Below are 24746 nucleotides of genomic sequence, written 5' to 3'. Positions count from 1 at the left end.
GGAAACTCTATGTGGCGGCTGTTGAAAAAGCTGTTTTCGGGACCGGAACCATCGACTGTCACGGCTGACAGCGAAGTAATCCGCTTTGACCAGACGGGGTTCACGCGGTCCAGCCAGTTGATCCGCGACATGGGCTGGCGGGAGCATTGGAACTGGGACGAGATCGACGGTTTCGGCTTTTCCTTCAAACAGGCCATGTTTCCCGACCCGTGGTTTGGCGATTACATGGAAAGCGAATGGTTCATCATCGTTGAAAACGAAAATGGCCCCGAACACATCTATTTTGACGCGGACTGGCTGAATATCGACAATCTTCCGCCTGCCCTTTTGCAGAATATGCCCGATCTTGATCGCGACGAACTGCGCAAGGGCCTCCACAATGCAGCAGGCGGCTTTCACTATTATGCCGGCGAGGGCCAGTGGCTCGGCTGGCGGCGTCCCAAACCTGCAAAGCGCGCCAACGCGGCAAAGAAGCCAGCCGCAAAACCCAAGACAGCGCCGGTCAAACGTCCAAGATCACCGAAAAAGCCGGGCGCATAGCGCCGCACAAGGGCCTGATCGCCACCCTTATCCACGGGATTCAATCATACCTTCGCCCGAATTATCTCTATAACTGGCCCCGCGAACACGCCTTGTAAGCCTTGCTTCCTTGACATGCGCGTCCGCAACAGCCAGTTAGGTCGTGAAAAATCCACCGTTTTGCAGGCAGACACCTCGTCCATGTACAACTATCTCGATTTCGAAAAGCCGGTTGCTGATCTCGATGGCAAGATCATCGAACTGAAGAAGCTCGCTGAAGAAGGCGGTGCCCTCGACACCAATGACGAGATCACCCGTCTGGAAAAGCGCTCGGCAGAAGCTTTGCGCGATCTGTATCGCAAGCTGACGCCATGGCAGAAGGCACAGATTGCCCGCCATCCGGACCGCCCGCACTGCGTCGACTATATTGCCCGGCTCTTCACCGACTTCACACCGCTGGCCGGTGACCGCAACTTTGCCGAGGACGAAGCCATTCAGGCAGGTCTTGCCCGTTTCAATGGTCAGGCCGTCGCAGTGATCGGTCAGGAAAAGGGCAACGACACAAAATCCCGCCTGAAGCACAATTTCGGCATGGCCATGCCCGAAGGTTATCGCAAGGCCGTGCGTATCATGGATCTGGCTGACCGCTTCAACCTTCCTGTCATCACGCTTGTCGACACGGCGGGCGCATTTCCGGGTATCGCTGCAGAAGAGCGCGGACAGGCGGAAGCCATTGCGCGCTCCACGGCTGCATCGCTTAACCTGAAAGTGCCGATGGTTTCGGTTATCATCGGTGAAGGCGGCTCCGGCGGCGCCATCGCGATTGCCACGGCGAATCGCGTCTACATGCTCGAGCATGCGATTTACTCTGTCATTTCGCCTGAAGGTGCCGCATCGATTCTCTGGCACGATTCCACCCGCGCCAAGGATGCTGCCACAAACATGCGCATCACGGCTCAGGATTTGTATGAGCTGAAGATTATTGACGGCATCATCCCCGAACCCACGGGTGGCGCCCATCGCGGCAAGGATGCTGTGATCGAGGCCACCGGCAACATCATTAATGTTGCGCTCAAATCCATGGCATCCATGGACCGCGAAGCGCTCAGAAAAGACCGACGCGACAAATTTCTCGCCATTGGACGCAGCCTTTAATATCGAAACAAAGGCCCGGACATTCTCCGGGCCTTTTCTTTTCTCTACGAATTGCTTGGCTAAGCTGCCGGAAAACCCGCTTTTGCTGAGTTAAGCCGCCGAATAATTCGGGGCGCGACAGTCTGGCAAAAAATTGTTGCGGTTTTTTGCCAAAGCTGCTTGCAATTCACAGCCCAACCGATTACGAACCGGCCTGCGCAGACGAACGCGCATTTGTGGCACGCGCCCGTAGCTCAGCTGGATAGAGCACCAGACTACGAATCTGGGGGTCAGAGGTTCGAATCCTTTCGGGCGCGCCATTCTTTCCCTGTATAAGAAAGAGGCTCGCAATTTGGCGAACCTCATTTTTTAAGAAATCAGGCAGCTTGTTGTGACAAACGCGCAGCCAGATGACGGGCGACCTTCTCTACAAACAGACGGCGAACGGTAGCGGGGAAAATCTGATCGCGCCCGTCAGTTATCTCTCCCCAAGCGTCTGGAAACGAGAAGTCGTCCATTGCACGTAGAAGAGTTTCACCCGCATCACGCCAGATACTGGCGCTCAGCACCTCGCACAGCGCTTCAATGATGGTAGCGCGAACAAATCCTGCATTGCCATCTGCAGTTTCGGTAATGCACTGAAGTGCCGTAATCAGCGTTTCGCGGCCATACTGCCGAAGACAACGATTGAGAGCACCGACAGCCTGTGTCTGACCGACATGCATTTTTGCCAAAATGAGATTTCTCCTGGAAATCTCGACCCCTGCGGCAGCACAAACATCTGCGAGAGCCTCGGCATCCGCATCACCCGCTGCAAGTTTTGCATAGAAAAGTTGCTGAGCCGTCGTCTTTGTAACGTTTCCGTTCACAGCAGCATATGCTGCTGCCTGTTGGGCTCGATCAGCTTGAACCACTTGACACGGAACCTGTTCAATACCGCGCAAGATGGCCGCCGTTGTACGATGTTGACCATCGACAATTGCAAACATGCCACCTTCAACAGGAGCTACAATAACAGGAGCAAATTTTGACCAGTCAAAATGTTCCGCAATATGTTGAACATTCTGACGCCCGCGGCGACTAACTTCCCGCTGATATGTATGATCAACGACGAATTTCTCCGTTGAGATCCAATTCAATATTGGTGCGGGACCGGGCGAATATTGGGTTTGAGGCGCGGGAATTTGAGCTGGGTCTAATTTCTGAAACATAAAATACTTCCTATTAAAAAATGCGCGAAAAAGGCACGCATCCCCATTCTGAGGACATATCTTAACGATCAGACAACATGCTCAAAAAAGCGATTCATTATCAGCCAATTTGGTTAAGGCAGCGCTATCAACCAATAGAATGGCAGACTTCACAAATCAGTACGGCAATACCAACGACAACACCGAATGCCAGCAAATGGACCCAGACGGGTGTCGTGTAATGGAAATATTGCTTGTCTTCATATTCTTCGTGCAAGGCACCGTATCCTCGTGGACTTCAGGAGCTCTATCCTGACGGGGACAACCATAAACAGACAGCAAGTCCATGCTCATTCCACGGCCAATGGGAATTCCGATTTGCCGAGTCGGCGTCGCAAGTGAAAAGTCTGTCCTCACCGCGAGGCTTCATAAGTTTGAAATTTGGGCAATTACAAACTGTAATATACGCGACCCACCCAATTATAAACAAATGCGACTAATTAAGAATTCGAACCAAGTGGCACAAACGCCTACCGGTTGCATTCTCACGGACCGTGACAACTTTGTAACTTTTATCACACCTCTTATGCGTGTATTCGGTAGAAAAAATAAGTTGGGGCAACAATGTCAAATCATCTCCTTATAGCGGGTACCGGTCGCGCAGGAACAAGTCTTCTGGTCAAATACTTCACGGCGTTGGGATTGGACACACACGTTACGAAAGCAAATGGTCAAGTACACCTGCTGGAGGATGCAAATGCCGGACTGGAGGATTTAATACTCCACGGCGGAGAGAATCTACCTTACGTCGTCAAATCTCCTTGGCTATATCAATTTGTAGATGAAGTACTTGCGCGCGAGGATATCACTATTGATGGTGTCATCATTCCCGTTCGCAATCTGATTGAAGCAGCGAGCAGCAGAACTATCGTAGAACTGCAAAATATCCATCAAACGTATGAGTGGATGGCAGAAGAAAATAAGACATGGGACCTGCGGTCGGGCGCTCCTGGTGGTATTCTCTATTCACTCAACCCTTTGGATCAAGCCCGCTTGCTGGCTATAGGATTTCACCACCTCATAGAGCGGCTTAGTCACGCTGGAATACCGATTTATCTTTTAGCCTTTCCACGTTTTACCGAGGACCCGGAGTATCTCTTTTCAGTCCTTCGAAACTGTCTTCCTCCATCGACAACGCTTGAGGCGGTTACAGCGATACATGAAAGCATTGTTGAGCCTGACAAAGTTAGAGTTGGAGCTGAAATAGCGCTTCAAGTACCGAACAATACTCCCATGGCATCTGCTGACGACTACCCATCATTAGAGCAGCTTGATAATATTGCTTTACGACGCGAGATCAGAAAGCTCAGGCACCTCCACATTGCAGCCATGCAAGATCTGACCGACGCACGCTCCGTACACAGCGCTCTACAAAGCCAAGTCGAAAGCTTTCAGCGTGATATTCTTGAAAAAGATCAGCGTGCCCTGGAAACGCAGGAAGAAATCAACGCTCAGAATGGAATGATTACGAGTCTAAAATCGACGATAGACCGGATCAACGCAAATCTAAGTGCACTTCTTCAAAAATCAAAGGAACAGGACCAGCATATTTTCAGGCTTCAGGAAGAAATTAACACAATTTATTCAAGCACGTCATGGATGATCACACAACCGATACGAAAGGTTGTAAAGATGGTCAGAAATCAGGGTCACTGATCTCCCACATTCGGCTTTCTTGACCGTCCGCCAAATTTGACGGCTGAGATATCTTGGTCGGAAATAAACAAGGGCACGGGAGTTGTGTGCAGGCGCGGGTTCATTATCCTGCACCGATATGAGACTGACACTATCGGGAGCCTGACATGCTGCTTGGAGCCATTGCCGACGATTTCACCGGCGCGAGCGATCTGGCCAACACTCTTGCCAAGGGCGGCATGTCGACGGTGCAGTTTGTCGGGACAGGCCATACCGCCGTGCCCGATTGCGAAGCGGGTGTCGTTGCCCTGAAGACGAGGTCAGTGCCTGCCGATGTGGCGGTACACCAGTCGGTCGAAGCCGCGCGGTGGCTGCTCGATCAGGGCTGTGAACAGATCATCTTCAAATATTGCTCGACGTTTGACTCAACACCCCACGGCAATATAGGGCCGGTGGCCGAAGCATTGCTTGATCTGCTTGGCGCTGACATCGCAATCGTATGCCCGGCCTTTCCGGCAACGGGGCGACGTCTTTTCATGGGGCACCTGTTTGTAGGGGACCGGCTGCTGAGCGAATCCGGCATGCAAAATCACCCGCTCACACCAATGACCGATCCGGATATTCGCCGCTGGCTGCGCCGCCAGACCGATGGCGAGGTGGGCAGTATCCTGCTCGATACGGTCCGCAAGAGCACCTCCGCCTTGACCGAAGCCTTCGCAGCAGAAACCGAGGCCGGACGGCGGCTTGTCGTGACAGATGCCATAACCGATGATGATTTGCGCATAATCGGCACGGCGGCTGCGGATCATAAGCTCATTACCGGCGGCTCAGGCATAGCGCTTGGGTTGCCGCAGAATTTTCGCGACCGGGGCAGGCTTTCGGACAATCCCCACTCCTTGCCCCTCGCCAGCGGTCCCGGCATCGCGCTTTGCGGCTCCTGTTCAACCGCGTCACAGGCACAGGTTGCAAATTATCTGCAAGCGCATCCCGGCCTTGCCATTGATCCGGCCGCACTGATGGCCGGTAAAATGACCGTGGAAAGCACTCTCAATTGGGTTGGCCAGCAAAACGGCAGCACGCCCATTGTCTATTCGACTGCCAATCCGGAGGCTGTCTCCGGCGCCCAAAAAGAATTCGGCCGTGAAGCGGTTGCGGTAAAAATAGAAAGGTTTTTTGGCGAACTGGCGCAACGTCTGGTCAGTCAGGGTACGCGGCGCATTGTTGTGGGCGGCGGTGAAACATCTGGCGCGGTGGTCGAGGCGCTTAATCTGCACAGCCTGCATATCGGCAAGGAAATTGATCCGGGCGTTCCAGCATTGGTGGCTGATGGCAAACAACCCATCGGCCTTGCGTTGAAGAGCGGCAATTTCGGCGCCGAAGACTTTTTTGCCAAAGCGCTTCTCCAGGTGGGAACGGTATAATACATTGAAAACACATATTGAATTGACGTGAACCATGCCAAAATTCTCCGCAAATCTCGGCTTTCTCTGGCCCGACCTCCCGTTGCTCGACCGCATATCAGCCGCCGCACGCGCCGGTTTCAAAGCCGTGGAACTGCACTGGCCCTATGACATTCCGGCAATTGAAGTGCGCAATATCTGCGCCGCTCATGGCCTCACTTTGCTCGGCCTGAACACCCCAACGGGCGATGCGGCGAAAGGTGAGTTCGGCCTTGGCGTATTGCAGGGCAGAGAGGCAGATTTCGAGGCATCGCTCGATCAGGCAATCGATTATGCCCGTATCGCAGGCGCTTCGTCGATCCACGTCATGGCTGGTGTTGTTGCGCCGGAGCAAAAACCGCAGGCAAGAGCTGTCTTTGCCAAAAATCTCGCCCTCGCGGCACACAAGGCAGCGGATTTCACCCTGTTGCTCGAACCCATCAACCAGCGCGACAAACCGGGCTACTTCTATTCGACGATTGAGGAAGCCGTTTCGCTGATTGAGGAAATCGGTGCGCCCAATTTGACTGTTATGTTCGACGTCTACCACGTCGGCGTCAGTCAGGGTGACATCTTCAAACGGCTGGAAAAGTACCTGCCGCTGATTGGCCATGTCCAGATTGCCGCTGTCCCGAGCCGGGCAGAACCCGATGAGGGCGAAATTGCCTACACAGCCGTTCTGGCGGAACTGGACCGGCTTGGGTATAGCGGCTGGGTCGGCTGCGAGTACAGACCGCGCGCTGCAACCGATGACGGGCTAAGTTGGGTTCATACTCTGGGCGTTTCTCTGTAACGCCGTTTCTGGAACGAATAGGCGAGCCAGCAGTTCTCTTCTCTACGTGAGAGGAGTGGCACGATGCGAAAACTGTTTACCCAAGTCGCCAATAGGGTTGCCTTATATGCCGGCAAGCCGCTGACCTTTATCCTGTGCTGTCTGGTTGTGATCGTCTGGGCGGTGAGCGGTCCCCTGTTCGGCTTTTCCGATACGTGGCAGCTTGTGATCAACACCGGCACCACAATCATCACCTTTCTGATGGTCTTTCTCATCCAGAACACGCAGAACCGCGACGGTGTCGCCATTCAGGCCAAACTCGATGAACTGCTCCGGGTTTCGAAAGGCGAAAACGTCTTTATCGGCATCGAGCATCTGACCGAGGAAGAAGTCGAAGAATTCCGCAACCGGTGTGAAGCTGCAGCGCGCAAAGCTGACAAGGAACTCGCCGCCCGCAACAAGAAATGAACAGCTGTTCAAAGCTGTCACAATTGACGTGATTCCGCCCGCCGCAATTTAGCCATCCACTCCTCACTTCCTGCAAAGCAGCTATGCATTCTTGTCACTGCAAGTTTTGCAGGGCATCGACTATATGCAGCTCACGATCAAGAAATGATCCAACAAACAATAAGTTACCAAGGTGAGTGAAATGAACCTGATCCGCTCTTACAATAACTGGCGCCGTTACCGTGACACTGTCACAGAACTGAACCGCCTGTCCGCACGTGAACTGAACGACCTCGGCATCTCCCGTGGCGATATCGCCTTCGTTGCCAAGAAGGCCGCAGCAGCGCGCTAATAGAATATTACTGTTAGCGTTCGGGATTAACCTCCTCCCAGGTCCCGAACGTTCAAAGGCCGGCACTCCTCCTCCCAGTCGGCCTTTACAAATAGCACCCACCGCACCTCCTCCCGCGGTGGGTGTTGTTTTTTCAGGCACTGCCTGATCGCAACACAGTTTTCCCCAATATTGCACCCCGCCTCCTTTCCCCGTATCAGTCGAACCGACTCACCGGCGGAGGAATTTCATGACAAGCGGCATTCATCACATCACCCTGATCACCCGTAACGTTCAGGCGAATGTGGATTTCTATGTCGGCTTTCTTGGTCTTCGTCTTGTCAAACGCACCGGCGGTTATGAAGACGCAACCCAGCTCCACCTCTTCTACGGCGACACGTCGGCAACGCCGGGTTCTCTGATTACCTTTCTTGTCTGGGAAGATGGATCGCTCGGACGTGTCGGCTATGGCCAGCCCAGCGAAATCGCGCTTGCCATTGCCCCCGATGCCATTGGCTTCTGGCTGACCCGCGCCCTCCAGCACAATATTGCAACGACAGGCCCCTCGCAGGAATTCGGCGAAACAGTGCTGCGTCTCAAAGACCCTGATGGTGTTATCGTCAAGCTTGTCGGCACATCCAAGGTAAAGGGGTCTGATAACTGGACCGGTAATGGCATATCCGAAGCGGACGCCATATTGCGGATTCGCGGCGCTACCGTTTTGACCGAGCAGCCGCTTGCCACCTGCACATTTCTCGAAACCTATTTCGGCTTCACCGCCGGTGAGCAAATCGACACCATCACGCGGATGGTCTCGGCATCGGGTGATTGTGTCGACGTAAGGGACGCAACCGGGTTCTGGAGCGCGGCACCCGGCACAGGAACAATCGATCACATCGCCTTTCGTGCGCCCGACATTGCCCATGTCCAGACCATCTATGACAGGCTGATCGAGGACGGTTCGGACGCAACGGCCATGCACGACCGCAAATATTTCCATTCAATCTATGTGCGGGAACCGGGCGGCACCCTGTTTGAAATGGCAACCGACGGCCCCGGCATGCTTCTGGATGAGACACTGGAAACACTGGGCAGCAAATTGTTCATTCCGCCGCATTTTGCCCAAGAAACCGAAAACCTCAAAGTGATGCTGCCGCAGTTTGGTCTGCCCGGCGAAGAACGGTTCATCTATCGCGAGCTGCCTTTCGTGCATCGTGTCTATACGCCCGATCATCCGAACGGCGTGACCCTTGTGCTTTTGCATGGCTCTGACGGCAATGAGACCACATTATTACCGCTTGGTGCCAATGCTGCACCACAGGCAACGCTCATTGGCTTGCGCGGACGCAGCAATGAGGAAGGTATTGGTCGCTGGTTCCGGCGGTTTGGTCCTTTGAGCTTTGACCAGAACGATATCCGTTCGGAAGCCGAAGCGCTCGCTGGTTTCATCGAGGGCGCGGTGGAAGCTTATCGCCTTGATCTGCAACGGACCATATTCCTCGGCTATTCCAACGGCGCCAATATGCTGGTTGCAACCATGTTGCTGCATCCCGGTCTTGTCAGAAATGCAGTTCTCCTGCGGGCAATGAATGTTCTGGAGGAAACGCCACAGGTTGATTTGAGCAATACGCATATTCTGATGGTTAATGGTGAGCACGACCTGTTCGGTGCCAAGACCCCGGACCTTGAAGCACTGTTGCGCGAGGCCGGAGCAGACCTCACGGTGAAACGCGTTTTTGCCGGGCACGAAACCGGCCAGCATGACATTGACGCCGTACATCAGTGGATTGAAGCCACCTTCTAAATAGAAAAGGCCCGGCACTTTCATGCCGGGCCTGTTTATTCCGATCAGACCAGAGGCTTCAGGTTCGCCTCGATGGAAGCCCGCTTTCCCTCAAGGAAGGGCGGCAGCGACAATCCTTCGCCCAGTGTTTCCAAAGGCTCATCGACCGTAAAGCCCGGACCATCCGTGGCAATCTCGAACAGAATGCCATTGGGTTCGCGGAAATAGAGCGAGCGGAAGTAGTAACGCTCGACCTCGCCGCTGGACGGCATGCGGAAACTCTTCAGCCTTTCGGTCCATTCATGCAATTGCTGCACATCAGGCGCACGGAATGCCACGTGATGCACAGCGCCCGCACCCTGCCGCGCGACGGGAAGATCCGGCTGCACCGCCACATGCAGTTCGGCAGCAGGACCGCCCTCACCCATGGAAAACACATGCACATGCCCGGCACCATCAGGTGACGGATAGCTACTGGTCTGGCGCATGTTCATCACATGCAGAAGGATGGCTTCCGTATTGGTGATATCGGGCACGCTGATGGTGATTGGACCAAGGCCGCGAATCTGATGTTCAGCCGGAACCGGGCTCTTGTCCCAAGGATGTGAGGGGGCTGCGCCGCCATCATTGATCAGGCGGAACCGCTGGCCTTCGCCATCTTCGAAATCCAGCGAGTCATAGCCACCGATTTCGGTAACCTCACCTGATTTGACGCCAAGCTCGATGAAACGTGCCTTCCACCAGTCGAGGCTGGCTTTGCTACCGACGCGCAAACCGGTGCGCGAGATACTATGCGTGCCGCGCTGTTCCGGGCCAACAGGCCAGTCGAAAAAGGTCAAATCGGTGCCGGGCGTTGCTTCGCCATCCGCATAGAACAGATGGTAGGCACTTGTATCATCCTGATTGACTGTCTTTTTGACAAGCCGCAGGCCGAGGGTCTTCGTGTAGAAACGCAGGTTCTCCGGCGCATTCGCCGTAATGGCAGTCAGATGATGGATACCGGTCAATTGTAAGGACATGAAAGCCTCCTGAATTGGTTTGCTTGGCGCTCATTCGCCGTTGGGGTGAATATCTGCGCTGTCGGCAGGCATATAAAGAGCGCTTCCATGCAACCCATGTTCGATAAAACAGAACAATATCACGCATACAGGCTTTAAAATTCGCCATTAGTCCGTTATGAAAGAACCATGAAATGGCGCTTCGACGATTTACTGACTTTTCTTGATGTCATGGAGACCGGCAGCATTACTTTGAGTGCTGCACGGCTTAACCTGTCAAAATCGGTTGTCAGCAAGCGCATCACCGATCTTGAGGCGGCACTCGGCACAGAATTGTTCCAGCGTTCGCCGCGCAAACTGCTCGCCACTGATAACGCCCACGCCTTTGTCGAACGAGTCCGTCCGCTGGTGCGCGACATCATGGAGGCAGCTGATACGGCAGGTGAACGCTACAGCGCTATTCGCGGCACTTTGCGCATTACCGCGCCCATGACCTTCGGTACTTTCTATCTCAGCCGCATGATCGCCGATTTTGCCCGGCAATATCCTGATCTTGAAATCGCCGTCGAGCTTGATGACCGCATGGTCGATCTTGTGCGTGGCGGTTTTGACGTTGGCGTTCGCATCGGCATTCTCAAGGATTCAAGTCTGATTGCCCGCAAGCTTTGCACAGACGCGCGCGTCATTTGTTGCAGCCCGGCTTTTGCGGCGGCAAACGGCCTGCCCAATAATCTTGACGAACTTGGCTCCTTCGCCTGCATCGACTATTCCAACGTCAACACCAGCCAGCTCTGGCAATTTGAAAATCCCGCATCGTCAAGCGAACCGGTTTCCGTCGCCATGCATGGGCGCATCGTGGCCAATAATGGCGAGGCCATGCGTGACATGGCGATTGCCGGGCTGGGACTGGTGCTGCTGCCGATGTTCATCGCGGCCGATGCCCTGCGCAATGGAACGCTCATATCAGTCCTGCCGCAAGTCAAGCCGCTGCCCTACCGCATCCATGCGGTCTATCCACCGACCCGGCATGTGTCGGCCAAGGTCAGAGCCTTTATCGATCACCTAGCGCGCCATATTGGCGAGCCGCCAATATGGCAAATGCCCGACGCTCTGCGGACGGGTCAGCCCTGAATGAACAGAATCAGAGAGCGAATCACCTGGGTCAATTTGCAGGCCCGATCCGGCCCTCATCCGAAAATTCATAGCCGGATTTGCAAAAAACCCTGTAAACACTGGGTATAAACCCCGAAAATGCGCTCTATTCCTGATGACAGAGGCGGCAACGCGTGCCATACAGACGCCTTCGATCAACGAATATACTGAGGAAACCGCCAACATGAATACGTCCGATCTTATCGAGAAGCTCGTCGCTGATCAGGGTCTTACAAAGGTTCAGTCCAAGGCGATTGTAGATAGCGTTCTTAAGGGCATCACCGATGCCGTCGTCGCAGGCGACGAAGTTTCGCTGCCAGGCTTCGGCAAGTTCAAGGTACAGTCGCGCGCCGCTCGCGAAGGCCGTAACCCTGCAACTGGCGCAACGATCAAGATCGCAGCCTCCAAGAAGGTTGCCTTCCAGCCTGCAAAGGCTCTGAAGGATGCCCTCAACGGCTAATCCCCGTTGGTGCTGATTTCTTAAAAGGCGGTGCTCAGGCGCCGCCTTTTTCATTTGTGGTAGGCTCAATCCCGTTCGAACCTGAGAACGATGATGTGGTCGCCGCCTTCATCAAACTCATCAATGCGCCGGAACCCGGCAGTTTCCGCTGCTCCAATCGCATCAAGATTCTCCGCCTCATAGGAGACGTAAGCAAAGCGCTCATCGGCGAAATGCGAGAATGCGATCAGTGCGAGATACTGCTTCAACATCAGCTGTTCGAAACCCTTTCCCACATAGGCAGGTTCGCCGATGAAAAGATCGAGGCTGATACCGGCATCTGCTCCCGTTGACTCAACCCACTCCTCGTAATCGGCATTGCTGTAGCATTGCAGATAACCGAATGGCTGCTCGCCATAATAGGCGATATGGCAAATATCGGGGGTCTCGCCCGTGAACATCGGGCCATATTCCTCCGCCACTTCCCGCGGCGTGATAGGATCGGGTTGATAGAACGCGCGCACATGCGGCGTCATCAGCCATCTTGCCATCAAAGGCAGATAGGACAGCGAGGCCGGGCGGAAGCTGATTGCAGGGTTCTCAGTCATGTTCGGCTACCCCCGGTTGCGAGAGCAACCGCCTGTTGTTCGACAAACTTTTCAAGACTGTCGAGTGCCCCGCTCCAGCCCTCATGATGACGATCACGTGCCGCTTCATCGAAAAACCGCTCATGGATCAAAGTGAACAACGTGCCGCCGTCCACTGGCTCAAGCACCAGCGTTACCAGCGATTCCCGATCGGGCAGAGTGATCCAGACCCAGGTGAAAGCCAGACGTTTTTCGATCAGCACTTCGCAATAGACACCGCTGACATTGTGCTCTTCCCCGTCAGGCGTAAGAAAAATCACGCGAAACGCGCCGCCCACACGCGGATCAGCCTCGGCTTTCAGGGTTTTGGCACCGGTTGGACCCCACCAATGCACAATCATGGCAGGATCGGTCCAAGCAGCCCAGACCAGTCGCGGCGGTGCTTTCAGATGGCGTTTGAGCGTCAATGAAGGTGCAATTGCCATTCTTTTCCTCCCCGAAAGGGTCGTGTAGCATACATTTGATGTGAGAGACCGCGGGTCAGTAAACAACAATTGATGAGCGCGAATGCTTCCTGTCAATGGCGCGTTCTCGAAGAGATACTGGCAACAAAATGCAGATCATACCGGGAAAACAGTGCATTTCGCCATAAAACCGCCCTGTCTTTATTGCAGGTGACGATTGTGTGATTGAGCAATTTGCTACATTGCAGTAAGGCTTTATCAACTATAACGGATGCAAATAGGGGGTTGTGGATAGCAATCCACACAATTTCGACGAAGCGAACTGGTAACAGCTGCGAAGATGAAAATACCGACACATATCCTTGCACCGTTGATGCTGACCCTGTTTCTCGCAGGTTGTCAGGGCGCATCTGTTTCTGATCTTGCGCCAAAGTCCGAACAGCAACTGTCCGAAAAAATGGTCAAGCTGATGAAGACCAAGGGCATGAGCATGACCGCGCCGGTTATGGTTCGCATCTTCAAGGAAGAGAACGTTCTTGAAGTGTGGAAGCGCAAGGACAATGGCCGCTACGATATCGTCACGAGCTACAAGATTTGCAAATGGTCGGGCAAGCTTGGCCCGAAATTCATCGAAGGCGACCGTCAGGCACCGGAAGGTTTTTATGCCGTGCGTCCGGGCCAGATGAATCCGAAATCCAGCTATTACCTGTCCTTCAACACCGGTTTCCCCAACGCGCTTGATCAGGCCCTTGGCCGCACCGGCGCCAATCTGATGGTGCACGGCGCCTGTTCATCATCAGGTTGCTATTCGATGACCGACGCGCAGGTTCAGGAAATCTATGCTTTCGCCCGCGACGCTTTCAAAGGCGGCCAGGATTCGATCCAGTTGCAGGCCTTTCCGTTCCGTATGACCGCAGCCAATATGGCGCGCTACAAGGACGATCCGAACTATGGCTTCTGGAAGAACCTGAAGGAAGGTTACGACCACTTCGAAATCACCAAGGTGCCGCCAAAGGTGGATGTGTGCGAGAAGAAATATGTCTTCAATCACACAACCGACCCGAATGCACCGATTGCAGCGACGGCTATCTGCCCGCCCATGCAGCAGCCTGAAACGCTGAAGATGGCCTATCAGAGCTATCAGAACAATTATGAAGCCGCCTTCTCGACCATGGCAGGCAAAGGCAGCATCACGCCGCCAAGCCGCTCGATCCAGGGACTGAGTGAAGCCAAGATCATCGCCGAATGGAGCGCCCGCCGCGCCCGTGGTGAACGCGTCACGCAGGAGCCGCCCTCCCTGTCGCCGCAGGACAAGGACGCAGCGCTGAAACCGCAGGTGATGGTTCGCCTCGCTTCCGCAGTGGCTGCCGACAAGGTGCGCGACGAAAAAGAAGCAGGTAAGCGGCACCGCATGACCGTTGCCGCCATACCGGCTTCAACTGCCAATCAAGTTGCAACCAATGCATCAGCACCGGTTGTTACCCAGACAGTAGCGCCCGTGCCATCCGTTGCTCCAGCTCAGGTGCAGGACGTTTCAGCGACTGTTGCGGAACAGCCTGCCAAAAAGGCCTGGTGGAAAATCATTGGTAACTAAGTGAGCCATCCGGAGCATTCGGCATGAGCGCTGATATCTACGACCTGCGCGGCCTGAATTGCCCTTTGCCGGTGCTTAAAACCCGCAAACGTCTGGAAACCATGCCCGAGGGCACGCGGCTGTGGGTTGAAACAAGCGATCCCCTCGCCGTGATCGACATGCCCAATTTCTGCATGACCGATGGGCACAGGCTGATTGAAACGGTGACCATCGATGGCGGTCACCGCTTTCATATCGAGCGTGGCTAAGCCATAAATCCAGATATCTGCAAAGCGATGATTCATGGTTCAACAGCCTCACCATGACAGAGATGGGTGATTGCAAAGATAATGATCAACGTTGCAGAACTAGACTCCCCCCAATCCCACCCCTCCCCGTCATCCTCGGGCTTGACCCGAGGACCCACGGCTAAGGAAATCAAATGATCTGGATGCTCGGCGCGTTCTGATTATGGGTCCTCGGGTCAAGCCCGAGGATGACGGGGAGAGGTATGCCCCTTGTGGTATGAACACCCCTCATGGTGAGCTCTTGTCGAACCACGCACTACATGAATTGCAGCAAACTGGATTAACGGCTTATGGCTAAATTTTCATACCCGGTATGGCCAAGGGATTTTCAAACAGCCCGGCCCGATCCGGCGTATCAATGTTTGGCTCATTGAGGAATGCACTGAAAAGCTGCGTGATGTAACTCTCAGGCAAATCCTTCACGATCATCACCAGACGTGTTTCGTGCTTGCAGTCAGGCCACGCCAAAAGACGAACTGGCGGGTGGAAAATCTGCTGCACACCGTGAATGACCATCGGGCGCTCCGGATCATCCTCCAGTTGCACGATGCCTTTCATGCGTAGCAGCTTTTCGCCATGGGCTGAACGCAGAAGATCAAGAAACATCTCAAAACCAGCGCGTGGCACCGGCTTATCATGCGTCAACGAAAACGACCGGATCGCCGCATCATGGCGATTGACGTCGTGATGATGATGCCCGTCGTGATCATGGTCATGATGATGCGCATGGTCATGATGGTGGTGATCATGTTCGTGATGGGCGTGGTGATCAGCTTCCTCACGTTCGTGCTCCCGGTCACGAAAAGCTTCGGCTTTCAGCCAGCGTTGCACGTCGATGGTTTTTGTTTGCGGATTATAGACACCGCATTCAAACAGCGCCGCATAGCCCGTGCGCGCGTCGCCAACATCAATAATATCAGCACCGGGATTAAGCGCCGCAAGCCGGGCATGCAGTGCGGACAGTCCTTCAGCGGCCTCCGGCATGTCGGTTTTTGTTACCACAATACGGTCGGCAACCGCCGCCTGTTTGACGGCTTCCTCATGCGCATTGAGCGTGGCCATGCCGTTGATCGCATCCACAGTGGTAATCACCCCGTCAACGCGGAAAGCCTGCAACAGCACCGGATGGCCCATAATCGCATGCAGGACTGGCGCAGGATCGGCAAGACCCGTCGTTTCGATGATGACCCGCTTGAGCTTTTTCAGTTGCCCCGTCTGCAGACGGTCAATGAGATCGGCAAGCGTATCAACCAACTCCCCCCGGACCGTGCAGCACAGGCAGCCATCGGAGAGCTCTATAACGCCCTCGCTCGCCGTTTCCACCAGAAGATGATCAATCCCGACATCGCCAAACTCGTTGATGATGACGGCCGTGTCGGCAAGAGCCGGATCTTTCAACAGGCGGTTGAGCAAGGTGGTCTTCCCCGACCCCAAAAATCCCGTGAGTACAGAAACCGGAATGGGAAGAGGCAGGCCACTCATGATATCATCCTAAGCTTGAATTGTTCAGTTCACTGTTTTTGCCGCATCCGCCGCATCGCTCAGCGATGCGCGATCAGGACGCGGGATTGGTATGGGAATACGGCTCATATCCTTGCCTTTGGGAGCGATCTTCGAAGGCAGCAGCGCGACGAGTTCCGCCTGCGGCTCGTGATCCATCCGGTACATATAGGGCGAGCCCTGAATGATATGACCTTCCGCGTCCTTGCCGTCCCAGCTATCGGAAGCAGCAGCTTCCTTGGAGCAGACGGTCGGGCGCATATTCACCGCGACATCGCGCGTTGCAGGACCATAGGGTTGCAATGCCTGCAGCGTAGTCCCGGTGCCGCGTGTCTCAAAACCTTTTGCCAGCAATTCCGCCGCCTTGGTGGCGCGATCCGGTTGCTTCAGTTCACCCAGAACAACAGTAATGACATTACGGCCATCGCGCGTGGCCGAACCGACCAGATTAAAACCGGACGGGCAGACAAAACCGGTTTTCATACCATCTGCACCCTGGAACCGGCCAATCAGCGCATTGAAGTTGGCCTGAATTTTATTGCCGGAATCAATCGCTTCAATATCGAAGTAATGCATATATTGCGGAAATTCATGGCGCATCTGCACGGTCAGGACAGCCAGATCGCGGGCAGTCGTATAATGATCGTCCGAATGCAGGCCATTGGGGTTGACGAAATGCGAGCCATACATGCCAAGGCGCTTGGCTTCCGCATTCATCAGCACGGCAAACTTTTCCGACGAGCCACCCAGCGTCTCGCCGACAGCCATCGCCACATCGTTGGCGGATTTGACCATCAGAATCTTGAGCGCATTGTCGAGCGTCAGCTCTGAGCCCGCCTTATAGCCCATTTTGCTCGGCGGCTCTTTTGCGGCGCGCGCCGTCATCTTGATCGGCGTGTCCAGTGTGATCTGGCCTGATTCGATCATGCGAAACGCCACATAAGCCGTCATCAGCTTGGTAAGCGACGCCGGATACCAGCGCTGGAACGCATCTTCCTGCGACAAAATCTCGCCTGTACCCACATCAACAGTGATGTTCGGGCCCGCAAGTGCTGCTGTCGACAGGCCCGCAATGGTTGACACCATGCAAGCTGAAAGAAAGAGTGTTACAGTTTTACGCATTCCAGATATCCAGCCTGTCTGTATAAAGAACCAGGGAAATGGCCTTGTGATTTCATTGCCGGGCTTCCCGCCGGGTCGCAATGGCCTTATCTATCCTATGTGGCAGTCAAAAGGCAAAACACCTTTGAACTGTTCACTGAATTGTCAGAGTCCGCACGTTTGGAGTTGTACCAGAATGCCTTTGCTCAATCGCGCCATCGAAATGCAGGAAGAGGTTTCGCAGTGGCGACGCCATTTGCACGAGAACCCGGAACTGATGTTCGATGTTCACGAGACCGCGAAATTTGTGGCTGATAAGCTGCATGCATTTGGCGTTGATGAAGTCGTCACCGGCATCGGCCAGACAGGCGTGGTCGGCATCATTCATGGCCGCCACGGCGAAGGCCAGACGGTTGGTCTGCGCTCCGACATGGATGCACTCCCGCTCAATGAAATCACCGGCAAGCCCTATGCGTCGAAGAACCCCGGCAAGATGCATGCCTGCGGCCATGACGGCCACACCGCCATGCTGCTTGGCGCGGCGCAATATCTGGCTGAAACCCGCAATTTCAAAGGTTCGGTGGCCGTGATTTTCCAGCCCGCCGAAGAAGGCGGCGGTGGTGGCCGCGAAATGGTCAAGGAAGGCATGATGGAGCGCTTTTCCATCTCCGAAGTCTATGGCATGCACAATATTCCCGGCCTTCCCATTGGCCAGTTTGCCATTCGCAAAGGCCCTATCATGGCCGCAACCGACGAATTCACCATCACCATCGAAGGCCGTGGCGGTCATGCGGCCCAGCCGCACCGCACGATCGACCCTGTTGTCATCGGCGCACAGCTTGTCAACGCACTGCAAACCATTGTTTCGCGCGGCACCGACCCGCTGGATTCTGTTGTGTTGTCAGTGACCAAATTCCATGCGGGTGATGCCCACAACATCATTCCGCAGAAGGCGGAGCTTGCGGGCACGGTGCGCACATTGCGTCCGGAAATGCGCGACTTTGCCGAGAAGCGCCTGCGCGAAGTGGCCGAAGGTGTAGCGGTGGCGCTCGGCGCGGTTGCCAAGCTGGAATACGACCGCAACTACCCCGTGACGTTCAATCATGATCAGGAGACGGAGTTTGCTGCCCGCACGGCACAGAGTGTGGCTGGCAACAATGCGGTCAATCAGGAAGTTGCACCGATGATGGCTGGGGAGGATTTCTCCTATATGCTTGAAGCACGCCCCGGCGCTTTCATATTCATCGGCAATGGCGAGAGTGCCTCGCTGCACAATCCCGCCTATGATTTCAATGACGACGTCATTCCGCACGGCATCAGCTATTGGGTACAGCTTGCCGAAAGCGCCCTGCCCGCCGCATCCTGATTACTCATCGAGCAGTTTCTGCCTGAACATATGCAGAAACTGCTCTGAGAGATGTGCGTATTTCCTGCATGTTGAGACTTGGCGTTGCCGCTGAAAAACAGTATGTCTGGCCGCATGGTCCCGTAGCTCAGTAGGATAGAGCGACAGATTCCTAATCTGTAGGCCACTGGTTCGAATCCAGTCGGGATCACCATAAAATCAAACACAGGCCACATCCGGGTTGTTGCTCTCAGCTTCTGAAATGCATTCCGCCGATGGGTCGATGCCAGAAATCTTTCCGACTTGGCCGCGCAATAACGGATGACATGTCCCATGCTTCCGTAGAATATCGATGAGCCTAACCGCCTTGGCACGGATGAAAAAAACAACATTCAAACCCGAAACGAAATAGATTTATTTACAGCATCAGCATAACTCGATTTGTAGGCGTCAAACTCATTGCTATGTGTATCTTCTTGAGACATGCAATTTCCTGCAGATCGTCAATTTCGTTGATAAACTTTCATAGGATAATTTCCTGAAAATTCTGGGGCAGGCTGCGTCTCGAAAACCAGATTGTCGCCATCCGATAGAATGGGCTTTTCACTCAAGCCAAGCAAGTATTCGCCTCCTTTGATATCTCTAGGCGGATGGCAATAAATCTTGATATCGGGTGAGCAATCTCCACCCATCCATTTGTTGGTATGAACGACGACCTCGAGGGCAATACCGCTTTTAGCTTTCAGATATCCGCCGAAAAGACCAGCTTCGTACGCTGAACCGAAGATATGAATCACCGCCCCATCCCGGATCTTGCTGAGCAGGAAATCGGCAGCCTGGCTTTTTGCGTATGTGAGTTGTTTCTTGTCAGAAATATCCTTCCACATGATGGGAGCTTGCCAGATTATCAATGCTGCTACGATCAAAGACAGCAGTTTCGTCCTCTCTGAAAATGTCCAAAACACGTAGAGTATGGATAGAAGCGCGATAGATGCCGAGTAGTAGGGCATATCAAATTGCAAAAGAACGAGAGCCAAAATGTGCCCGAGAACTGCGAGCGGCAGCGCATCAAAAACGGGGTCGAAAATCTTGCCCGTCATGATCCGATAAATCGAAGCGCCGAGACACAGGTAAATCCACGGAGATTCCAGCTGATAAACAAGTGCATCGATAAACGTCGATGTTGAATGATACCTATCGGTAATGTGCGGTATTATTAGAATAGCATATAGAGATAACCAAACTACAACCGGAATTGCTGTTATAAGACAAGCAACAATAAGTATATTTTTATATTTATGATCAGCATAAACCGCTTTAGCAAAGCAACAAAAAGCAAGAGCAGATGGAAGTATTATTGAAGTCTCTTTGTAGAAAACGATTAACGACACACCCAAACTCGCAACTGCAGCTGATAGCCACCCTCCTGAGCGTATGAATATGAAGACTGCGCAGATGATTATCGTGCTTAACGGAGCAATGTTGCGCTCAGGATAAATGAGATCGATAAAACTGGAAGCAATTGGAGTGGAGCAAAGAATGGCGAACCAAAGAAGAGGAGCTGCTTTCGATGGCTTCAATATCCACCACGAAAGAAGGCAAACAACGGCAAACTCGACTGTAGAAAACAGTCGGTAGAATTCCATTGTCTTGCTCAGTTTGCCAAGAAAATAAAATTCTTGATGAGCCAGCGGGAAAAATCTTCCCCCGGTGGGCCATATCGGCGGCGCATACCATTGGTGCGATGTCGGGCTCACCGTTGTGAAGAAAATGTTTGCGTCCCACCAAGTGAAACTTTCGCGAAATTGAATAAAGAAGCCGGCAGCAAGCACGATGGCTGTAAGCATTGCCACGTCCGAGACACGCATGGTCGTTTCTGGATTCTCGCCTCGCATTGGCAGTATCTCAATACACCACATCATTAGCAGGCTAAAAGAAACAACCAACTGGAAGATCACCACCAGTGACATGAATATGTAAGGGTGTTCCCAAACAATGAGCACGAACTGCCAAGAAAATTCAGTCATTTGTTGTCGCCTCGATCACGAATCGTGGGCGTTTCTTTACTTCGAGATAAATTTTCCCGATGTATTCGCCAACAATGCCGAGACTAAAAAGCTGAACACCACCGAGAAATAGAATGGGGAGTGCAATCGATGCCCATCCTGGCACAACGTCACCGTAAAAAAATACACGGACAATTATGACCCAGAATACTCCGACGAAGGCGGCAAAGCTGAAGGCTGCGCCTGTGAACGCTACAAAACGGAGTGGGACGACAGAAAATGATGTAATTCCATTTATGGCCAGACCCAACATCTTTCGCAACGTATATCTGGTCTCTCCGAATTCACGATCCTGTCGTTCATAGTGGATGATTTTCGTCGGAAATCCGATCGACGGTATCACGCCACGGAGAAAGAGATTTACTTCCTGGTGGGCAAGAAGCACATCAAGTGACCGCCGGGACATTAATCGGAAGTCTGCATGATCTTCTATGATATTCACGCCCATTGCGCGCATTAGCTTATAATAGCCGATGGCGGTAGACTTCTTAATTACACTATCATTCCCGCGCGACGAACGAACCCCGAGAGCTAAATCAACTCCCTCCTGATATGCCTTCAGCATTTCCCCGATCGTGGATATGTCGTCCTGAAGATCTGCGTCGATGGTCAAAACAACATCAGCGTCCGCAATAGTCAGCCCGGCGAGCATAGCACTTTGATGACCGTAATTTCGGCTTAACTTGATGCCTTTTACGGGGAGCTTCTCGGTGAAATCCTTGATGATAGACCATGTGCGGTCCTTGCTGCCATCATCAACGAGTATCAATCGAAATGATTGCATTCCGAATTCACTGCTTTTAATGCAAGTGTTCAAGAAATTTATCAGCTCAGGAACAGTATGTGGGATTGTTTCCTCTTCGCAATAGCAAGGGATAACAACGTCCAACAGGTATTGTTTATTCATAATTTTTAAAGACCCAAAATTTCATAAGTATAAAAAATGTAACATTATAAAATAACGTAGAGATCACTTGAGAAATCACGACGCCTGCAGATGAGAATCTAATCGCATAATATAAAACGAATAGATTGATGGAGTACGCTATAGCAAAGGCGATGGAAAATTTTATGACACCGCCACGGCCTGATGATGTTTCAAACGTAAAACGGCCATTCATAAAAAAACTATTCAGAAGTCCGCAAGCAAAACCCACTGCATTACACACATACGGCCCAAATCCGGCGTAAGTGAAAATAATAATAGTAATCAACGTGATTGCAGAATTTAGGGCCCCTATCAGGCCATATTTGGCCAATTGAGATAAAAGCCTTGGCAACGACAATCTCCGAAGATTTAATCATTAATCTATGCGATATCCCAATAGCTAAATCAACTCGAAAGTGTTCCACCACCGAGACAGTTGAAACGGCAGGCAAATGGAATCCTTGCTTTAAGGCTGGCCGCCAATCCTGAGACTTTGCATCCAATCGAAAACAGGTTGCACGTCGGGAATTGATTATGAATCGCGATGTTTTACCACCTGGTGTTCCGGGATCACCATCTTATCTGTGAATGATCAAAGCGCCTTGCGCTTCAGGACTGCGTTGTAGACGCCAAGCGTTTGGTCAGAGATGCTGATCCAGCCATATTCCCTTTCGACAACACTGCCCTGTTCCGCCGCCTTATCCTTATTGAACGGCGTGGTGAGTTTTGAACGCATGGCAGCGGCCAGCTGTTCGACATCACCAAGCGGGAAGTAATCTTCGGGCGGGAGGCCTATTTCGAGGTTGGCGGTGATATCGCTGGCAAGAACCGGCAGCCCCACGCCCATAGCCTCCAGCAAGGCAATCGGCATGCCTTCATGGCTTGATGGCAGGACAAACAAACGGGCATTCTCGTAAAGAATGGCAAGATCGTCGCCGGTCTGCATGCCAGCGAGGACAACACCCGGCACGTTTCCCGCCAGCTTCTCGACTTCCTGCGAATAGGCAGCCATAAATTCGGCTGATCCCACCAGAACCAGCTTGACCGAGGGATCGGCGAGTTTGGCAAAAGCGGCAATGAGATCATGCTGGCGTTTTTCCGGAACGATGCGCGCGACCATGATGATGTAACGGCGCGGTGTTAGTGCAAGCTTTTGCAGAATGCCCGTATCCGTCTCGCTCCGGCGAACCGTCACGCCATTGGGCACCGCTTGAACAGGCACGCCATAGCGTGTTTCCATAGTCCGGGCGATATCATTCGATACGGCAATGCGCGCATTGGCAAAGCGCATTCCCGCCTGCTCACCCAGCTTCAGGATGCGCTTGGCAAAACCGCCCCATTTTTGCCTGTCATAGTCATAGCCATGATGGGTCACGACGACTTTCAGGCCCAGGAGACGCGCCAGAGGCGTCAGCAACGCTGGTCCTACAGCATGAATATGCAAAATATCTGGACGATGATATGCCGCAAAAAGTACTCCAAGCGCCGTATGCGCAATCGCCTCGAATTTCATGGAGGCGGGCGACCAAAGCGGGAAAACCTTCACCCGCTTCCAGACATAAGGGTCCGGCGTCAGCAGGTAGCGTTTACGACCGAGAACCGAGACATCCCAGCCCTTATCGACAAACTGCTGGCTGAGCTCTTCAACGTGTTTTTCCACGCCGCCCTGCACATCGGGAATGCCACGCAAACCCAGCATCATCACCCTTGGTTGTCTTCCGGAACCGCTTCCGTCCGCCATCACGACACCCCCAGCGTTGCATAGAGATCGATCATGCGATTGCGGTAGGCATCGGCAGAAAAGTCGCGGGCAATCCAGTCCCGGCCATTCATACCCATTCGGGTGCGGGCAGCGGGCGTCAGATGAGCCATGGCCGATATGACACGCCCCAGATCATCGGCGTCACCCGCAACCGCAGTCATCCCCGTTTCACCTTCGCGGATCATTTCCGGAATACCGCCAATGGCTGCACCGATAACAGGCCTGCCCAGCGCATAGGCTTCCAGAATGCTGACAGGCGCATTCTCGTACCATTCGGAAGGCAGGATCAAAGCTTTGGATTGGCCGATCAGCCGCGTCAGGTTTTCACCCGATACGTAGCCAGCAAATGTCACATCCGCATTCAGCTCCTGCACCAGTGCTTTGAGCATAGCCTCATCGGGACCGGTGCCAGCTATAACCAGACGCTGCTTCGCCTTTGCCGCAGCGTGGATCAGCGTTACCAGGCCCTTTTCAGGCGCAAGCCGCCCGGCAAAAACGAAGTAGTCGCCTTCGTCCCAGCCGGTCGCAAATGCCTGCGTATCGACGAAATTCGGGATATAGACGAGTTGCTCCGCCGGCCAGCCCCATTCCATCAGCTTTTCGCGATAGAATTTGCTGGGAACAACGAATCTGTCGACCTTGTTGCGGTAAAGACCAAGGCCGCGATGCACAATCGTTTCCAGAAAGACGAGACTGCTCAGCACCAGTGAACCGTAGATACAGCGATGCCGGACGACATTGTAGATTCTGCCGCCTTTGCACTCCTCGCATACATGCCCGTTCACCAGCATTTTATAGGCGGGACAGGCAAGCTTCAGATCATGCACCGTCATCACAGTCGGTATGCCAGCTTTTTTCAGCGTGGCAAAAATCGACGGCGAAAGGTGGTGGTAGACATTATGGGCATGGGCGATATCAGGCCGGGCCTGTTCAATCAAAGCCTCGATGCTGCGCTGCGCTTCGAAGGAGTAAATGATCTTTCCAGCCTGCGCCACCTTGGTCAGTGCGCTGCTTTGGCGGCCATATTCGATTTCAGAGACAAAATATTCCGACCACGGTGAATCATTATTGTCAGGGTGCTGCATGGCAAATGGAACAACATCCCAGCCAATTTCCGAAAACAGCTGCATGTGTTCGAGAAAGATCGCTTCCGCACCACCGCGCTTATAAAAATAATTATTGATCGCAAGCAGACGTTTCTGCGGTATCGGAG

At 53.4% G+C, this 24746-nt stretch carries 25 protein-coding genes and 2 tRNA genes; 15 read left to right on the top strand and 12 right to left on the bottom strand.

What is annotated here, in order from left to right; translation table 11 throughout:
• Positions 1-9 precede the first annotated feature (9 nt).
• The 3 genes from AB4Y96_RS17375 (at position 10) to AB4Y96_RS17365 (ending at position 1973) form a co-directional block, all read left to right on the top strand.
• The gene (locus AB4Y96_RS17375) at positions 10-540 is read left to right on the top strand and encodes a hypothetical protein (protein ID WP_441918682.1); all 531 of its coding nucleotides are present in this window, start codon (positions 10-12) and stop codon (positions 538-540) included.
• A 180-nt stretch (positions 541-720) separates the two neighbouring features.
• Positions 721-1674 (top strand): acetyl-CoA carboxylase carboxyltransferase subunit alpha, encoded by a 954-nt coding sequence (locus AB4Y96_RS17370; protein WP_441918742.1) that lies wholly within the window; start codon positions 721-723, stop codon positions 1672-1674.
• 222 nt (positions 1675-1896) lie between these two features.
• Positions 1897-1973 (top strand) — tRNA-Arg (locus AB4Y96_RS17365).
• A 57-nt stretch (positions 1974-2030) separates the two neighbouring features.
• Here AB4Y96_RS17365 and AB4Y96_RS17360 read toward each other — a convergent pair.
• Positions 2031-2864 carry a DUF6551 family protein gene (locus tag AB4Y96_RS17360; RefSeq protein ID WP_441918680.1) on the bottom strand — a complete coding sequence of 278 codons (834 nt, stop codon included), beginning with the start codon at positions 2862-2864 and terminating at the stop codon, positions 2031-2033.
• Positions 2865-2991: 127 nt separating this feature from the next.
• Positions 2992-3120, bottom strand: coding sequence for a hypothetical protein (locus AB4Y96_RS17355; RefSeq protein ID WP_281410732.1), 129 nt, complete (start codon positions 3118-3120; stop codon positions 2992-2994).
• Between the two features lie 347 nt (positions 3121-3467).
• Between AB4Y96_RS17355 and AB4Y96_RS17350 the strand changes: the two genes are divergently transcribed.
• The 6 genes from AB4Y96_RS17350 (at position 3468) to AB4Y96_RS17325 (ending at position 9331) form a co-directional block, all read left to right on the top strand.
• Complete coding sequence (locus AB4Y96_RS17350; protein ID WP_441918678.1) at positions 3468-4559, top strand: hypothetical protein; 1092 nt, start codon at positions 3468-3470, stop codon at positions 4557-4559.
• A 146-nt stretch (positions 4560-4705) separates the two neighbouring features.
• Positions 4706-5959 (top strand): 3-oxo-tetronate kinase, encoded by a 1254-nt coding sequence (gene otnK / locus AB4Y96_RS17345; protein ID WP_441918676.1) that lies wholly within the window; start codon positions 4706-4708, stop codon positions 5957-5959.
• Positions 5960-5993: 34 nt separating this feature from the next.
• Positions 5994-6770: a hydroxypyruvate isomerase family protein gene (locus AB4Y96_RS17340; protein ID WP_441918674.1), complete on the top strand. Its 777-nt coding sequence runs from the start codon at positions 5994-5996 to the stop codon at positions 6768-6770.
• 63 nt (positions 6771-6833) lie between these two features.
• Positions 6834-7217 carry a low affinity iron permease family protein gene (locus AB4Y96_RS17335; protein ID WP_091879952.1) on the top strand — a complete coding sequence of 128 codons (384 nt, stop codon included), beginning with the start codon at positions 6834-6836 and terminating at the stop codon, positions 7215-7217.
• Positions 7218-7398: 181 nt separating this feature from the next.
• Positions 7399-7548 (top strand): DUF1127 domain-containing protein, encoded by a 150-nt coding sequence (locus tag AB4Y96_RS17330; protein WP_091879951.1) that lies wholly within the window; start codon positions 7399-7401, stop codon positions 7546-7548.
• A gap of 229 nt (positions 7549-7777) precedes the next feature.
• Complete coding sequence (locus tag AB4Y96_RS17325; protein ID WP_441918671.1) at positions 7778-9331, top strand: VOC family protein; 1554 nt, start codon at positions 7778-7780, stop codon at positions 9329-9331.
• A 44-nt stretch (positions 9332-9375) separates the two neighbouring features.
• On the opposite strand, the gene AB4Y96_RS17320 is transcribed toward AB4Y96_RS17325, so the two are convergent.
• On the bottom strand, positions 9376-10329 hold the full coding sequence (locus tag AB4Y96_RS17320; protein WP_091879948.1) for a ring-cleaving dioxygenase: 954 nt from the start codon (positions 10327-10329) through the stop codon (positions 9376-9378).
• 168 nt (positions 10330-10497) lie between these two features.
• On the opposite strand from AB4Y96_RS17320, the gene AB4Y96_RS17315 reads away from it, so the two are divergent.
• Together AB4Y96_RS17315 and AB4Y96_RS17310 are read left to right on the top strand one after the other, a co-directional pair.
• Positions 10498-11439 (top strand): LysR family transcriptional regulator, encoded by a 942-nt coding sequence (locus AB4Y96_RS17315; RefSeq protein ID WP_441918668.1) that lies wholly within the window; start codon positions 10498-10500, stop codon positions 11437-11439.
• 205 nt (positions 11440-11644) lie between these two features.
• Complete coding sequence (locus tag AB4Y96_RS17310; RefSeq protein WP_091880272.1) at positions 11645-11920, top strand: HU family DNA-binding protein; 276 nt, start codon at positions 11645-11647, stop codon at positions 11918-11920.
• Positions 11921-11985: 65 nt separating this feature from the next.
• Here AB4Y96_RS17310 and AB4Y96_RS17305 read toward each other — a convergent pair whose 3' ends face one another.
• Both AB4Y96_RS17305 and AB4Y96_RS17300 read right to left on the bottom strand, forming a co-directional pair.
• Entirely contained in the window at positions 11986-12507 is a 522-nt protein-coding gene (locus AB4Y96_RS17305; protein WP_441918666.1) for a GNAT family N-acetyltransferase, read from the bottom strand.
• Positions 12504-12971: an SRPBCC family protein gene (locus AB4Y96_RS17300; protein WP_091879943.1), complete on the bottom strand. Its 468-nt coding sequence runs from the start codon at positions 12969-12971 to the stop codon at positions 12504-12506. Before AB4Y96_RS17300 ends, AB4Y96_RS17305 begins: the two co-directional genes overlap by 4 nt.
• A 319-nt stretch (positions 12972-13290) precedes the next feature.
• On the opposite strand from AB4Y96_RS17300, the gene AB4Y96_RS17295 reads away from it, so the two are divergent.
• Both AB4Y96_RS17295 and AB4Y96_RS17290 read left to right on the top strand, forming a co-directional pair.
• On the top strand, positions 13291-14544 hold the full coding sequence (locus AB4Y96_RS17295) for a L,D-transpeptidase family protein (protein WP_091879941.1): 1254 nt from the start codon (positions 13291-13293) through the stop codon (positions 14542-14544).
• A 23-nt stretch (positions 14545-14567) separates the two neighbouring features.
• A complete protein-coding gene (locus tag AB4Y96_RS17290; protein ID WP_091879940.1) occupies positions 14568-14792 on the top strand; it encodes a sulfurtransferase TusA family protein in 225 nt (74 codons plus the stop codon).
• A 333-nt stretch (positions 14793-15125) separates the two neighbouring features.
• Here the strand turns inward: AB4Y96_RS17290 and AB4Y96_RS17285 are convergent, their stop codons facing one another.
• Both AB4Y96_RS17285 and AB4Y96_RS17280 read right to left on the bottom strand, forming a co-directional pair.
• Positions 15126-16304: a CobW family GTP-binding protein gene (locus AB4Y96_RS17285; RefSeq protein ID WP_441918740.1), complete on the bottom strand. Its 1179-nt coding sequence runs from the start codon at positions 16302-16304 to the stop codon at positions 15126-15128.
• A 33-nt stretch (positions 16305-16337) separates the two neighbouring features.
• On the bottom strand, positions 16338-17453 hold the full coding sequence (locus AB4Y96_RS17280) for a D-alanyl-D-alanine carboxypeptidase family protein (RefSeq protein ID WP_091879939.1): 1116 nt from the start codon (positions 17451-17453) through the stop codon (positions 16338-16340).
• A gap of 175 nt (positions 17454-17628) precedes the next feature.
• On the opposite strand from AB4Y96_RS17280, the gene AB4Y96_RS17275 reads away from it, so the two are divergent.
• Together AB4Y96_RS17275 and AB4Y96_RS17270 are read left to right on the top strand one after the other, a co-directional pair.
• A complete protein-coding gene (locus AB4Y96_RS17275) occupies positions 17629-18798 on the top strand; it encodes a M20 aminoacylase family protein (RefSeq protein WP_441918662.1) in 1170 nt (389 codons plus the stop codon).
• Positions 18799-18914: 116 nt separating this feature from the next.
• A tRNA-Arg gene (locus AB4Y96_RS17270) sits at positions 18915-18991 on the top strand.
• A gap of 289 nt (positions 18992-19280) precedes the next feature.
• On the opposite strand, the gene AB4Y96_RS17265 is transcribed toward AB4Y96_RS17270, so the two are convergent.
• From AB4Y96_RS17265 to AB4Y96_RS17245, 5 genes are all read right to left on the bottom strand, one after another.
• Entirely contained in the window at positions 19281-20804 is a 1524-nt protein-coding gene (locus AB4Y96_RS17265) for a hypothetical protein (protein WP_441918660.1), read from the bottom strand.
• Positions 20797-21750, bottom strand: coding sequence for a glycosyltransferase family 2 protein (locus AB4Y96_RS17260; protein ID WP_441918658.1), 954 nt, complete (start codon positions 21748-21750; stop codon positions 20797-20799). Before AB4Y96_RS17260 ends, AB4Y96_RS17265 begins: the two co-directional genes overlap by 8 nt.
• Entirely contained in the window at positions 21743-22102 is a 360-nt protein-coding gene (locus AB4Y96_RS17255; protein WP_441918738.1) for a GtrA family protein, read from the bottom strand. Before AB4Y96_RS17255 ends, AB4Y96_RS17260 begins: the two co-directional genes overlap by 8 nt.
• A 261-nt stretch (positions 22103-22363) precedes the next feature.
• Positions 22364-23512, bottom strand: coding sequence for a glycosyltransferase family 4 protein (locus tag AB4Y96_RS17250; RefSeq protein ID WP_441918656.1), 1149 nt, complete (start codon positions 23510-23512; stop codon positions 22364-22366).
• Complete coding sequence (locus AB4Y96_RS17245; RefSeq protein ID WP_441918736.1) at positions 23512-24741, bottom strand: glycosyltransferase family 4 protein; 1230 nt, start codon at positions 24739-24741, stop codon at positions 23512-23514. Before AB4Y96_RS17245 ends, AB4Y96_RS17250 begins: the two co-directional genes overlap by 1 nt.
• Positions 24742-24746: the final 5 nt, after the last annotated feature.

This window comes from Phyllobacterium sp. TAF24 (genome assembly GCF_052113785.1).
GTDB lineage: Bacteria > Pseudomonadota > Alphaproteobacteria > Rhizobiales > Rhizobiaceae > Phyllobacterium.
Note: the sequence above shows the minus strand (reverse complement) of the source record. Positions and strands in the feature narration are given on the sequence as shown.